The sequence below is a fragment of the Alicyclobacillus acidocaldarius subsp. acidocaldarius Tc-4-1 genome, assembly GCF_000219875.1.
GTDB classification, from domain to species: domain Bacteria; phylum Bacillota; class Bacilli; order Alicyclobacillales; family Alicyclobacillaceae; genus Alicyclobacillus; species Alicyclobacillus acidocaldarius_A.
This window is the reverse complement of record NC_017167.1, coordinates 164,534-176,946: the sequence shown is the minus strand read 5'-3', so window position 1 is coordinate 176,946 and position 12,413 is coordinate 164,534. Positions and strand designations below refer to the sequence as shown.

Sequence of the window (12,413 nt, the reverse complement as noted above, 5' to 3'; positions counted from 1 at the left end):
CCCTGAGTTTTGGGCTGCGGCTCCGCCACCCGCATCCGCCTGGCGGCTTGAAACACAGAGCCGAAGCACCTATCTGATATATAACAGCTTGGTGCTATTGTAGCGCAGACCGCCGGTCCCGACCTCCCCGAAATGTTGCAATATTGTGAACAACAATCCCGAACTTATGGGGTAGCCTTGGGGTTCTTCCGAGACGCGACCGCGGCGGAGGGGACACGCTGCGGCCGCACCCCTTGAGGACCTTCAGTGGATGATGCGTTCGCGCATCGCCTTGGCAACTGCTTCTGTGCGGTTTTTCGCCCCTAGTTTCCTCAAAATGGAACTCACATGCTCCGTCACCGTATAGTCGCTGATGTGCAGGGCGCGCCCAATTTCCTTCGTATCGACGCCGTCCGCGATGAGCTGAAGGATCTCGCGCTCGCGCTTGGTCAAGGTCGTGAGCGGCGTGATGGGAGCCGCACCCGCCTGCCGATACATCTGCATGACGATCATCCGCCCGGCCCTCGCCAACATGGCCTCGACCATGCGAATCGTGGCATTATCCGGCGTGAACGGCCGCCCGCCGTGATCGAGCAGCATGATCCCGAGCATGCGCCGATGGTCAATCACCGGACACACCAAGAGCGACGAGAGGTGAAACTTGTTCACGTAGGATTGCGGAAGGATGTTGCCTACGTCCTTCAGGAACACGGGCTTGGCGATTTGCACGAACTGGGTGAGCGAGGGAATATCGCGATCCGTCTGCCGGATTCGCATGATCTCTTCCACGTTCACGTTGTAGCCGTGCACGCCCTCCACCGTCTGAGTGATGGGATTGTACAAGAAGAGCGCGCTGCGCTTGAATCCGCCGCGCCGGCACACGTGTTCCACAACGCAGGTCAGAAGCTCGTTCATGTCGCCGGCCGACGCAAGGACGTCGTCGAACTCCAGCAGGACCTCGAGCAGTTCCGCGCGGCCACTGCCGTGCCCGCCGCGGACGTAGATGGAAAGCTGGAGCGCATTCTGGATCCATTGTGCGGTCTGGCGGAAGCGGCGAATCGTGAGCGGATCGTGCCGCGCCTCTGCGACAGCGTACAGGTTGTCCCCGACGGCGGCCACAAAGGGCGATCCGTCCGCTAGCGCCTTTCGCACCTGTTCCGTCCGCTCGGGATGCGGCGCCTCGGCCGTCCACATGCGAGTCTCCGGCACGTAGAGCGCAGACTCCTCGACGTTCACCTGAGGTCTCGTCCGAGCGAGCGCGAACCACTTCCAGTCGCACTCGGCGCTCAGCACGTTCAGCCAGTTCACGAGCGGCGCGTCACACATGTACTGCGTGCGGGCCGCAAGCTTCGCCGGGAAGTATCCTTCAGAAAGCGCCTCGCGGGCGAGATCGAAGCAGAGCCGATGCGCGAAGCGCACCAACGATTCGATCTGAGCCGGCTCGACCATCCGCCACGCCATGGAGATCATCAACTCTTCCAGGAACCCGACCACGACCAAGACGTCCGAAGCCATGACGCTCGGCTGGGCGCGCATGACCTCGGCCTGAAACGCGCGGACGAGCGCCTGCTCATCGGTGAGAGCGCTTTCAATATTTCTCAGAAGAAACTGAAAAAGGTGCGTCAAAACAGGCTGTGTGACTTCCGGAATCTCGAGCCGCGCCATGCGCAGGCTCCAGTTCATGCGGCACTCCGCTTCCTGCGCCTGCAGCGTTTGCAACACCGACTGCAGTGTTTTTTCGGAAGCGATTCTCCTGACGGCGGAAGCGGCGACGGACGACTCATCGTACATCCCCCTTCGGGCAGCCAGAGCGACAACCTTGGCAAGTGATATCCTGATGATACGTCGCCCCATCTCAAGTTCAGAACCGAGCCATTCTCTCGAATTTCCTCACATCCGCACGCACTATGGAGTATTAGCGACATTATAGAGGAATTCGCACGGGGAAACAAGAAAAGGATATCGCTTGCCTGTCTGAGCACAACGGCCCCGTGGGAGAGTGGAGGTGCCGTTGCCCGGTGGCGCCTCGAAGACGCGCGCATGCCCCCGCAAGCTGGGCAACGGCGAGCGCAGGCGGTCAGGTCATGGAGAGCGTCATGACCGGGATATCCGCATGCGACGTGGTGAGATAACCGTCGATGGTAAACTCGACGCGAGACAACTCGAGATGAGGCAGTGTGCTACCGGCAAGCAGGAGGAGGACGTCCCGCTTATTTCGGAAGCTGCCAATGCTCGCGAGGTTGCGGAGAACGGAGGTTTGGATCCTGGTCTGGCCGACTTTGACCACGCCCCCCGACGCGATGGACATCGTGTGGCCGTCCGCCGTCCGCGCAATATGCATGCCCTCGATGGTGGCGGATTGGAACGACAAGGTGTTCGTGAGCACATTCAACCTGGCCTGATTCGCTTGGATTCTCGTTGCCTTGAGCAGAAACGGCGCCGGAGAGCTCACGGGATCACCCCTCTTTGCAGGTCATGCGCATGTTGCCTTAGCTCACGGTCATCTGCATGCCGGGCATTTGAATATTTTGGGTGTTCATAGACGTATCGATGGTCAAGTTGACGTTGGTGAGCACAAGCGTCGGAATGGGCTTTTGAATCAGCGCGTCCGCGAGGACGACTGCGACGCTCGGCGACTGCACGTGAAAGAGCGATCCAATGTCGTCTTTGAGCGTGCTGAACAGCGATGTCTTGATGACCGTCTGCCCCGCCGAAGCCGTTCCGTTGACGGCGATGGTATACGTGTGCCCGCCCGCCGTGTAGGTCAAGCTCATCCCCTGGATGGAAGCACTTGAGAACGACATCGACTCACCCAGAATGCTGATGACCGCGTTCTGCGCGATGATTTCGGACGCCCGAAGCGTGAAGGGAACCCTTCCGGGAAGAAGCGTCCCCGCGCGGGGCACCGAAGCTGGCATGAGCGTCATGGCGCACGCGGCTGCGGCCGCCGCGAGGCCCGCCGCCTTCGCGCGGCGCCTGGACCCGGCTTCCCACACACTCGAAAGCCTCATGCTCATCCCCCCTGCCCCTGGATTGGATTGGGGAGCGGCGGGCGCCCGCTCCCCATGGAACGTGTGAACCAGCGATGCGAATCAGGTGCCGTTTGAAGTGCTTGAGCCAGAGGAGCTCGAAGAACTGCTCGACGCAGGCGTGATCGAGAGCGACATGCCCGGCAGCGTGATGCTCTGGGTGCTGAGGTACGGGACCTGCAGGGTCGCGTTGTTCATCTGGAGCTGGCTGCCGGACAGCGTGCCCGTCGAAGCGTCCATCGAAAGGCCTTGCGGGAAGCTCGTGTCGCCGCCGAGGCTCGACGCGTACACCGTCATGCCCGTCGCCTGCACCGGCGCGCTACCGGTGCCGGCGCTAATGTTAATATTGAACGTGCCAAGTGGCGTGTTAATTTGCTTGGTAATGGTCATGTTCTGCAGCGTGCCGTTCATCACAATCTGGGCCGCGCCTTGCTGCTGATTCGGCACCTGCCCCGGCGCCAGGCTGAACCCTGAGCCGTTGATGCTCGACGCCTGAACCGTAAACGGAATCGGAAGGTTCACGGCAGCGGACACCACCCCGTTCATCACCATGCCAGTCAACGCGCCGATACCTGCCACGCCACCGGCCAGCACGCCGGCAAACACCTTCCAATTCGTGCGCCCTTCCATGGGAATCGCCATTTCTGGATACATCGTGAACCCCTCCTTCAGAATTCGCTTACATCCCTCTTCATGAGAGACGGTTTATGCGGAAGCGGAAGGCGTGTTAGGAAGATTCGGCGCCTTCGGTTTGGAGCTTTTCTGCTTCTTCGGCTGCACTGGGCGCCACGCCACCGCCATCGCACCACCCACAAGGCTGAGCAACATGCCGACAAACAGGCCGCCAAACGACGCTACGACGAGAGACACCAGCGCGAGCACCACCGTGATACTGCCGGTCAGCATCGCGTAGAAAGGAAACACCCATTCCAACAGGCCCATGATGAAAATCAGGATGCCGACTGCCGCGCCGATGGGCACACTGGACTGCGAAAACGCGACGACATGCAACAGACTCACCGGCCCTGCGGCCACGATGGCGCCCCCGAGCATCGAGAGCAACCCCGCTGTGAACGGGCGCGTTCGCCGCCAATGGCGAAAGCCCTTGCGCGCGGGCTGCACTGGCGTGGTTTCCGTCGCTTCCACGTCGACAATCACGGCAGTCTCTCGCGACTTGGGGCTGGACTCAGGCGCGGGCGTGACCGACACCGTTTCCGGCTCCATGGCAACCATTCCTCCTCTTCGCGGCGTCGCCTGCACTCGCTTTCCCTTGCGGCGCCTATCCTCGTCCGGCAGGCGGAGCGGATCGCCGCGCACAATCTGAGTGGGCGTCAGCGCGCCTGGCGGCACGTCTTCCAAATCGTTGTTGCAAGCGTTTTCGATTGGACCGGCAGAATCCCCGTCATCGCCCCCCTCTTGGGCTTTGGCAGTCTCCTGCGCATGCTCCTTCGCGGCGGCTGGGAGCAAAAGCGCCGGGTCGACCGCCTCATGGCGCCTCCTCCGCGGGCGTTGCACCTCGGCCGGTGCAGTGGCGGCATCTTCCTCCGGCGGATTCGGCGAACCCAGGACTTCGCCGGCTGCAATTGCGCGTTCGCCTTCCTGCACGCCTGCCGACGCCTGCTGCGGAGCACGGCCCTCTGCCTCATCCGACGGCGGGCGCTTTTCACTGTCGACCGCCGTTGAAAGCGGTTCGGAACCCGACCGCCGCGCCTCCGTCGCGGCCGATGAACCATCCGCAGCACGCGTACCGAGCTGCAAGAATACGTTTTCACGCCACTCCGTCATGGCCGATGGATCGGGCCCCGGCCAACGGGTGGGCGTGATGGCGTACTGAAGCACGTGCGGCTTCGGCTGCGCCTGGCCATCCCCCGCGGCTTCCGCGCTGCGGGCGCCTTCGCCTTCGTTTGGATTCGCGGTCGCCATTGGTCTCAACCCCCTCGATCGCCTGAATCCCCGAAATCCGGGTGCTCTCGCTCGACGCGCCTGCAACCTCAGCTCGGTGAATCGCGGGGTTTGAACTTATGCTAATACGCGGCGAGCGCTCCCCCCATCCCTTCGGCGTGGGAACTTTACTCCGAGAAATAAGGGGTTGCCCCGGTTCGACACATCCTGACAATAGTGTTGAGAGGAGGGATTCTTAGTGACACTATCGCTCCAATCTTCTGAATCTGTCAAGACGATCGCGCCGAAGACCTATCCCTTGGTCCTCATCCACGGCCTTCGGAACGCACACCGCTGGACGGAGGCGTTCTTGCGGCGATGTCTGGCCATCTGGGGGTCGGATCGCGTCTTTGTGGTGCATTTGAACCGAAGCGATCGCGTCTGGAGCGAGGAATACCCCGAGGGATACGTGCATTTCGCCGGGACCCTTCACCAAGGGGCCGGCTGCGACACTGTGGAGCGGCAGTTCGAGTACCTGTGCCGCAAGCTCGATCTCCTGGAGGCCCAGTGCGGGCTCACCCGCCCGTTCGACGTGATCGCGCACAGCATGGGAGGGCTCGTGCTGAGAAGGTACGCGAGCGAGTTCCCGAGCGACGTGGCAGCGGCTGTGACGCTTGGAACGCCTTACGGCGGAGCGCCCATGGCGCGGGACTTCCTGTGGTTCGGCTACTGCGTGGGCGCTGGCCGCGCGTTCCGCAATCTGACCCCGCGGTTTGTCCAGGACTTTGTCCGGCGACACCCGTGGCCGAGCGGCGTCCCCCTCTACACCGTGCGCGGTATTCACCGCGGCGTCAGCTGGGGGGTAGGCGGCGAACTGTTCATCGGCACCCTGTACCATTTTTTTATGCGCCGCTCGTCGGATGGACTCGTCCCTGTGGACCACGCGCTCTGCCCGGAAAGCCAACACTTGGCCGATCTCGCCGACCACAATCACCTTCATCTCGTCTCCGACCCCAAGGTGGCCGATCTCTGTGCTTCCGTGCTCCCCTGATCCCTGGCTTCTGGGGTTCAACGCTTCGATTCACCGCGAAGTCAGGGATGGCTGCCTCCAGACCTGCCCCGTATGGTAGGGGTAGAATTCGATCCACTGGAGGCGACACCCATGGCATTGACGGAAACGCCACGCGTTTTTCAGACGACGAGCGAGAAGCGCTTGAACCACAGCATTCTGCCCATGCGGTTGTATCACAAGGCGAAGAAGCTTGGCACGTGGGATCCGCGGGACATCGATTTCACGAAGGACAAGGAAGACTGGCAGGGGATGAACGAAGCCGAGCGCCGCGTCATCCTCCGCCTGTGCTCGTTGTTTGTGGCCGGAGAGGAAGCGGTTACACTCGACCTGTTGCCGCTCATCATGGCGGTGGCGCGCGAAGGGCGCCTGGAGGAAGAGATGTACCTCACGACGTTCCTCTTCGAAGAGGCCAAACACACGGAAGTGTTTCGTCGTTTCCTCGACGAAGTGGCTGGTGAAACGTCGGATCTGTCCGTTTTTCACAAAGACCATTACCGCAAGATTTTCTATGAATACCTGCCGCAGGCCATGGGCCGGTTAGTGCATGATCCATCCCCCGAAGCGCAGGCGGAAGCCTCTGTCACCTACAACATGGTGGTGGAGGGTGTACTCGCGGAGACCGGCTACTACGCGTTCTACACCGCGCTGCAAAAGGAAAACAAGTTGCCCGGACTTATCCAAGCCATCCGTCTGCTGCAGCGCGACGAGTCCCGGCACATCGGCTACGGCACATACCTGCTGTCGCGGCTCATCAGCGAGAACGCCCATATCTGGGACGTCGTCAACCGGCGGATCAACCTGCTGTTGCCGCACGCCATCGGGGTGGTCCAGGATCTGAACGCCGAACTCGACACGGAGGAAGCACAAAAGCTCGCCGAGGAGCTCGGCATCACCGACGTGCCATTCGGATTAAACCCAGACGAATTTGTGGCCTACGCGCAGAAGCAGTTTGCCACTCGCCTCGGCGTCCTGCAGCGCGCCCGCGGCAAATCTGTCGATGAAATCTATTACTACACCGAGGAGACCGTCGGCGTCGAGCAGTGATCGCCTGGCCGCGTCGGCGAAGTCTGGCGCGGCCTCCTAACCTGTGTGGCCGTGCCTCTCACGGCCTCTGGCTCTCCATCCCCAAATCCGGAGCTGAACGCCTGCCGTTCAGCTCTTCTTTTGAGCAGGATCACCGTCCCATCACACGTCATGTCAGCCGGCGCTTCACGTACGCCGCGAAGAGGGGATGGACGGCCACATTCCCCGCGCCCGTCAAACTTGACTGGGTGATCGCTCTCAGCGCTCTGGCAAACATGGCTTGCTCGAGCTTGCGTTTCGCAAAGAGCGCAGCGCGGACGCCAGCGTCAAGCCATGTCAGGAGAGCCTCTGCCATGAGGCGCCCGCGAATCCCTCTCTACTTTTCCATCTCGTCCGCGAGCCGCACGAAGTCCGCGAGCGACAGTTGCTCGGCGCGCGCTCCAGGGTCAATCCCGGCCGCGACCACCTTCTGGCGCACCCACTCCTTCGGCATGCCGAGCCCTGCGGCCAAGGCGTTCTCTAGCGTCTTGCGCCGCGTCCCGAACGCCGCTCGCACGACGCGAAACAGCGCCTCCTCGTCCGCCGCGCGCATCGCGGGGCGCTTGTCGCAGTCGATCTCGACCACAGCCGAGTCCACCCCCGGCTGCGGCATAAAGGCGCTCGGCGGGACATTGAACAGCCGCCGCACCTCCCCGCGATACTGCACGCCGACCGACAGCACGCCGTAGTCCTTGCCGCCAGGCCTGGCCACCATGCGGTCCGCCACTTCCCTCTGCACCATCACCACGGCGCGCGACACCGGCAACCCCGATTCGAGCACCTGAAACAGGATGGGCGTGGTCACGTAATACGGCAGGTTCGCCGCGAAGACCAGCCGATCCCCTTCATCGAGCCGCGGCGCAACGAGCGCTCGGAGGTCCACCTTCAGGCAATCATCGTACACCACCTCGGCGTTCCCATGTGGAGCGAGCACCTCGTCCAGCACCGGGCGCAGGCTCCCGTCCTTTTCAATCGCCACCACGCGCTTCGCCCGTTCGGCCAGCGCCGCCGTCAGCGCGCCGAGTCCCGGCCCCACCTCAAGCACCACCGTGCGCGCATCCGGTTCCACCGCGCGCACAATGCCGTCCAGCACGCGCGCGTCCACGAGAAAGTTTTGCCCATAGCCCTTCTTCGCGATCACGCCATGCCGGCGCAGCAGTTCCTTTACCTCGCGCGCGGACACTGCGGTCATCCATCCAACCTCCTGACGGCCTCTTCAAACGCTTCGCGCGTGACGCCGTACGCGTTCAGCTTGTGCAAAAACGCCTTCGCGTTGCCGTAGCCGATGGCAAGCCACTCCCCGAGCCTCTCGCGCCGGCTGGCCGCATCGGGATGATGGACGAGCCGGTGGCGGACGAGATCGTCCAAGGTGAATTCGGGCGTCTCACCGGAACTTTGCTCAGCCGGGGGCGTCTCGCGACCGCGCGCCTCGATGAGCGCCTGGCGAACGTCCTCGGCGCTCGCGTGCTCAATTCCGATGCCGCGACTCGACGCGGCGCTCGCTCTGCGAACATGGGCGTGCAGGAGGCCCGGCACCAGCTGGTCCAACCGGCGCCGGAGGCGCTCCCCCGCACCGTCCGGGTCCGTCAGCACAATGGCGCCGCGCACCTCGACTGCGCGCCGGAGCAGATCCACCGTGCGGCGGCTGACGCGATCGCCGCCCAGAATGAGCACCTCGGCGTCGACCGCCTCGTCCACCCGCTGTTTGTCGTGCAGCCCCTCCACCACCACGACCTCGCGCAGCTTCGGGCGCGAATCGGTCATGCTTCCACCTTCCCGAACAGGCGATGCGCGTTCCGCCACGTGATTTCGGCGATCTCGTCCACCGGCACGCCGCGGCTCGCGGCGAGCGCCTCGGCGACGAGCGCCACGCGCGCAGGCTCGTTGCGCTTGCCGCGAAACGGGTGCGGTGAAAGATACGGGCTGTCGGTCTCAATGAGCAGCCTGTCCTCCGGCACGATGGCCGCTACCGCCCGGAGATCGTCCGACTTTTTGTAGGTGACGGGGCCTGCGAACGAGATATACATGCCGAGCTGGACGGCCCGGCGCATGACTTCCTCGCGCTCGTTGAAGCAGTGCATCACGCCGCCCGCCGCGTCCCCGGGCCGGGTGCGAGCCAACAGAGCCAACACGTCCTCGGTCGACTCGCGGTTGTGCACGATGATGGGCAGCCCCACGCGCTTGGCCAGCTCGATTTGCTTCTCCATGACCTCCTGCTGCACGGGGCGCGGCGCGGAGTCCCAGTAATAGTCGAGGCCTATCTCGCCGATGGCCACCACCTTCGGATGCTGCGCCATCCGCTCGATCTCGTCGTACGCACCTTCCGGCACGTCGCCCGCCGACTCGGGGTGGATGCCGACGGCCGCGTACACGCCGTCGTGCGCCTCCGCGATGCGGATGACCTCGCGGCTGGTGGCGAGATCGACCGCCGGCACCACGATGCGCTCCACGCCCGCCTCGCGCGCGCGCGACAGGACATCGTCGAGATCGTCCGCGAAGCGGCCGTCCATTAGGTGGCAATGGGTGTCAAACAGCCTCACTTCACAATCGCTCCGTTCGGCATGGTGTCCGGCACCGTCACAATGGAGAGCGTATCTCCCTCGGACGCGCAGAGGATCATGCCGAGCGAGTCCTGACCGCGCAGTTTGACCGGCTTCAGGTTGGCCACGACGACCACCTTTTTGCCCACGAGCTCCTCGGGCTTGTAATACTTCGCAATGCCGGACACGATTTGGCGCGTTTCACCGCCGAGATCGACCTGAAGCACGAGCAGTTTGTCGGCGTTCGGGTGCTTCTCGCAGGCGAGCACCTGGCCGACGCGCAGCTCCACTTTGTCGAAGACGTCGATGGTGATCTCGTCCTTGTGCACCACGTTGCTGGGCTCCTCGAGCTTCGATTCCGCGCTGGCCTGCTGGGCTGAACCTGTCATCTCCGTCAAGATCTCAATCTCCTTTTCCACATCGAGTCTCGGGAACAGGGGCTCCCGCTCGGCCACCTTTTGCCCGCTCGGGCCGACGCCCATTTCGGCGCTGTCCCACGCAAACGCCTCGTCTCCCCAGCCGAATTGCTCGCGGATGGCCTTCGGCGCATCCGTCATGAAGGGCTGCACGAGGATGGTGGAGACGCGAATGGCCTCGACCATATGGTACAACACTGTCGCGAGCCGCTCCCGCTCGCCCTCCTTATTCAGCTTCCACGGCTGGCAGTCGTCGATGTACTTGTTGGCTGCGCGCACGAGGTTCCAAAGCTCCGCGAGCGCCACCGAGAACTGGAGCTGGTCCATGTTCTCCTCGACCTTCGCCTTGACCTCGGCGGCGAGATCGCGAAGGGCGCGATCGACGTCCGTGAGCGATCCCGGTTTGGGCACCACGCCGTCGTTGAACCGGTTCAGCATGGCGGCGGTGCGGTGGACGAGATTGCCGAAGTCATTGGCGAGATCGTAATTGAGCCGCTCGACCATGCCCTCGGGCGTGAACGTCCCGTCCTGCCCGAACGGGATCTCGCGCAGCAGGAAGTAGCGGAACGCGTCCCGCCCGTACCGATCCACGAGCGAGAGCGGATCGATCACGTTGCCCTTCGACTTCGACATCTTGCCGCCCTTGACGAGGAAGAATCCGTGGCCGAACACCTTCTTCGGCAGGGGCAGGCCAAGGGCCATGAGGATGATGGGCCAGTAGACCGCGTGGAAGCGGACGATGTCCTTGCCGACGACGTGGACGTCCGCAGGCCAGTAGCGCTCGAACTTCGCGCGCTCATCCGCGTCGTCCGAGAGATAGCCGATGGCCGAGATGTAGTTGACGAGCGCGTCGAGCCACACGTACACCACGTGCTTCGGATTGGAGGGCACGTGCACGCCCCAGTCGAACGAGGTGCGCGAGACGCAGAGATCCTGCAACCCAGGCTCGATGAAATTCTTGATCATCTCCGTCTTGCGCGAGATGGGCTCGATGAAGCCCGGGTTTTCCTCATAGTATTGCAGCAGGCGATCCACGTATTTGCTCATGCGGAAGAAATACGACTCTTCGCGGACGAACTGGACCTCGCGCCCGCACTGCGGACACTTGCCGTCCACGAGTTCGCGCTCCGCCCAGTACGACTCGCAAGGCGTGCAGTACCACCCCTGATACTCGGAGAGGTAGATGTCGCCCTGCTGAAGCAGGCGCTCGAAGATCTGCTCGACCACGCGCTCGTGACGGGCCTCCGTGGTTCGAATGAAATCGTCGTAGGAGATGTCGAGCTTCTTCCACAGGTCCTGAATCCAGGCGATGATGGGATCCAGAAACGCCTTCGGCTCGAGCCCGGCCTGCTCCGCGCGCTGCTGGATCTTGAGGCCGTGTTCATCGGTGCCGGTGAGGAAGAACACGTCGTAGCCCCGCAGGCGCTTGTAACGCGCGATGGCGTCGGCGGCCACGGTGGTGTACGCGTGGCCGATGTGAAGCTTGTCGTTCGGGTAATAAATGGGCGTTGTGACGTAGAAGGTCGGTTTCACGCACATCCCCGCCTTTCAATCCTGTGCTCGCGCGGACGGCGCCGCGCGGCTCATAAAAAAACCCCGTCCCGCATTGGGACGAGGATTACTCGTGGTACCACCCAACTTCGCGCGAAAAGAACGCGCCTCGTTGCGGCCGAGCGCGACATGGCCCGGCCTGTTCGATAACGGGAACTCCCGCGCTCGCCTCACCGGACGCCTGCCCAGGCTCGACGAGCGGCGCTCCAGAATCATACTCCCCAGCCGCTCTGTTGCCGGCTCCCACCCTCCCGGCTCGCTGGAAACCGCGTCACTGGGTACCCTTCCTTCACCGCGCCGGATGCACTTGTCACGGAACGAACATGATGTTTGATCTTACGCAATGGAGCCGCAAAACGCAAATGTGGAACAGCGCGCACAAAAAAATTTTTTGTTCGCCAAAAACCGCATCATCTCGCGGTTTTTTAGAAATCGGAATCGTGGAACAGCCAGGATCAGAACTGTAAGGTCTTGCAAAACTCCGCGCATCCATTATAGTAAGAGTATAGAAGTATTTGCATGGCGTGATAGCGACGAAGCGGCGTGCATGACGCAGGCGTCTCGCTGGTTGGCCGTGCGGATATTTCTGTGAGACATACAGAAAATTTTAAAGAAACGGGGATGGTACAGTGAAGTCTACAGGTATTGTCCGCAAGGTGGACGAACTCGGTCGGGTGGTCATTCCCATCGAGTTGCGCCGCACGCTCGGCATCGGCGAGAAGGATGCGCTCGAAATCTACGTCGATGGAGATCGCATCATTCTCAAGAAGTACGAGCCGGCCTGCATCTTCTGCGGTCAGGCGGATGAGATCATCCACTTCAAGGGCAAGAACATCTGCCCGTCCTGCATCGCCGAGATGCAGCACGCGTAAATCGTCGATAA

The 12,413-nt window shown here is 62.6% G+C and carries 13 protein-coding genes; 3 read left to right on the top strand and 10 right to left on the bottom strand.

The features are described from left to right. Window positions 1–243: 243 nt before the first annotated feature. The 5 genes from TC41_RS00805 to TC41_RS00785 all read right to left on the bottom strand — a co-directional run bounded on the left by TC41_RS00805 (window position 244) and on the right by TC41_RS00785 (window position 4,931). Window positions 244–1,770, bottom strand: a complete 1,527-nt coding sequence (locus TC41_RS00805; protein WP_014463071.1) for a LuxR C-terminal-related transcriptional regulator — start codon at window positions 1,768–1,770, stop codon at window positions 244–246. Between the two features lie 286 nt (window positions 1,771–2,056). After that, window positions 2,057–2,431 carry a hypothetical protein gene (locus tag TC41_RS00800; RefSeq protein ID WP_041694840.1) on the bottom strand — a complete coding sequence of 125 codons (375 nt, stop codon included), beginning with the start codon at window positions 2,429–2,431 and terminating at the stop codon, window positions 2,057–2,059. A 37-nt stretch (window positions 2,432–2,468) separates the two neighbouring features. Further along, the gene (locus TC41_RS00795) at window positions 2,469–2,990 is read right to left on the bottom strand and encodes a hypothetical protein (RefSeq protein WP_041694839.1); all 522 of its coding nucleotides are present in this window, start codon (window positions 2,988–2,990) and stop codon (window positions 2,469–2,471) included. An 81-nt stretch (window positions 2,991–3,071) separates the two neighbouring features. Then, complete coding sequence (locus TC41_RS00790) at window positions 3,072–3,662, bottom strand: DUF6230 family protein (protein WP_014463068.1); 591 nt, start codon at window positions 3,660–3,662, stop codon at window positions 3,072–3,074. 51 nt (window positions 3,663–3,713) lie between these two features. After that, on the bottom strand, window positions 3,714–4,931 hold the full coding sequence (locus tag TC41_RS00785) for a DUF6114 domain-containing protein (RefSeq protein WP_014463067.1): 1,218 nt from the start codon (window positions 4,929–4,931) through the stop codon (window positions 3,714–3,716). Window positions 4,932–5,148: 217 nt separating this feature from the next. Between TC41_RS00785 and TC41_RS00780 the strand changes: the two genes are divergently transcribed. Next, entirely contained in the window at window positions 5,149–5,940 is a 792-nt protein-coding gene (locus TC41_RS00780; protein WP_014463066.1) for an esterase/lipase family protein, read from the top strand. Window positions 5,941–6,051: 111 nt separating this feature from the next. Beyond that, on the top strand, window positions 6,052–7,005 hold the full coding sequence (locus TC41_RS00775; RefSeq protein WP_014463065.1) for a R2-like ligand-binding oxidase: 954 nt from the start codon (window positions 6,052–6,054) through the stop codon (window positions 7,003–7,005). A 148-nt stretch (window positions 7,006–7,153) separates the two neighbouring features. On the opposite strand, the gene TC41_RS00770 is transcribed toward TC41_RS00775, so the two are convergent. Genes TC41_RS00770 through metG form a run of 5 tightly spaced genes read right to left on the bottom strand, consistent with a single transcriptional unit; the run spans window position 7,154 to window position 11,518 of the window. Then, complete coding sequence (locus TC41_RS00770; protein WP_014463064.1) at window positions 7,154–7,339, bottom strand: hypothetical protein; 186 nt, start codon at window positions 7,337–7,339, stop codon at window positions 7,154–7,156. Window positions 7,340–7,360: 21 nt separating this feature from the next. Next, window positions 7,361–8,215: a 16S rRNA (adenine(1518)-N(6)/adenine(1519)-N(6))-dimethyltransferase RsmA gene (gene rsmA / locus TC41_RS00765; protein WP_041694838.1), complete on the bottom strand. Its 855-nt coding sequence runs from the start codon at window positions 8,213–8,215 to the stop codon at window positions 7,361–7,363. Continuing rightward, window positions 8,212–8,787 carry a ribonuclease M5 gene (rnmV, locus tag TC41_RS00760; RefSeq protein WP_014463062.1) on the bottom strand — a complete coding sequence of 192 codons (576 nt, stop codon included), beginning with the start codon at window positions 8,785–8,787 and terminating at the stop codon, window positions 8,212–8,214. Before rnmV ends, rsmA begins: the two co-directional genes overlap by 4 nt. After that, complete coding sequence (locus TC41_RS00755) at window positions 8,784–9,563, bottom strand: TatD family hydrolase (protein WP_041694837.1); 780 nt, start codon at window positions 9,561–9,563, stop codon at window positions 8,784–8,786. The genes rnmV and TC41_RS00755 overlap by 4 nt, the downstream gene beginning before the upstream one ends. Beyond that, on the bottom strand, window positions 9,560–11,518 hold the full coding sequence (gene metG, locus TC41_RS00750; protein WP_014463060.1) for a methionine--tRNA ligase: 1,959 nt from the start codon (window positions 11,516–11,518) through the stop codon (window positions 9,560–9,562). The genes TC41_RS00755 and metG overlap by 4 nt, the downstream gene beginning before the upstream one ends. A gap of 641 nt (window positions 11,519–12,159) precedes the next feature. On the opposite strand from metG, the gene TC41_RS00745 reads away from it, so the two are divergent. Continuing rightward, window positions 12,160–12,402 (top strand): AbrB/MazE/SpoVT family DNA-binding domain-containing protein, encoded by a 243-nt coding sequence (locus TC41_RS00745; RefSeq protein ID WP_012809578.1) that lies wholly within the window; start codon window positions 12,160–12,162, stop codon window positions 12,400–12,402. Window positions 12,403–12,413 lie beyond the last annotated feature (11 nt).

What these genes read in the sequence shown, in the direction of transcription:
- TC41_RS00795 (WP_041694839.1), bottom strand. Translation starts at nt 2,990, where the DNA reads ATGAGGCTTTCGAGTGTGTGGGAAGCCGGGTCCAGGCGCCGCGCGAAG.
- TC41_RS00785 (WP_014463067.1), bottom strand. Translation starts at nt 4,931, where the DNA reads ATGGCGACCGCGAATCCAAACGAAGGCGAAGGCGCCCGCAGCGCGGAA.
- TC41_RS00805 (WP_014463071.1), bottom strand. Translation starts at nt 1,770, where the DNA reads ATGTACGATGAGTCGTCCGTCGCCGCTTCCGCCGTCAGGAGAATCGCT.
- TC41_RS00770 (WP_014463064.1), bottom strand. Translation starts at nt 7,339, where the DNA reads ATGGCAGAGGCTCTCCTGACATGGCTTGACGCTGGCGTCCGCGCTGCG.
- rnmV (WP_014463062.1), bottom strand. Translation starts at nt 8,787, where the DNA reads ATGACCGATTCGCGCCCGAAGCTGCGCGAGGTCGTGGTGGTGGAGGGG.
- TC41_RS00775 (WP_014463065.1), top strand. Translation starts at nt 6,052, where the DNA reads ATGGCATTGACGGAAACGCCACGCGTTTTTCAGACGACGAGCGAGAAG.
- rsmA (WP_041694838.1), bottom strand. Translation starts at nt 8,215, where the DNA reads ATGACCGCAGTGTCCGCGCGCGAGGTAAAGGAACTGCTGCGCCGGCAT.
- metG (WP_014463060.1), bottom strand. Translation starts at nt 11,518, where the DNA reads ATGTGCGTGAAACCGACCTTCTACGTCACAACGCCCATTTATTACCCG.
- TC41_RS00790 (WP_014463068.1), bottom strand. Translation starts at nt 3,662, where the DNA reads ATGTATCCAGAAATGGCGATTCCCATGGAAGGGCGCACGAATTGGAAG.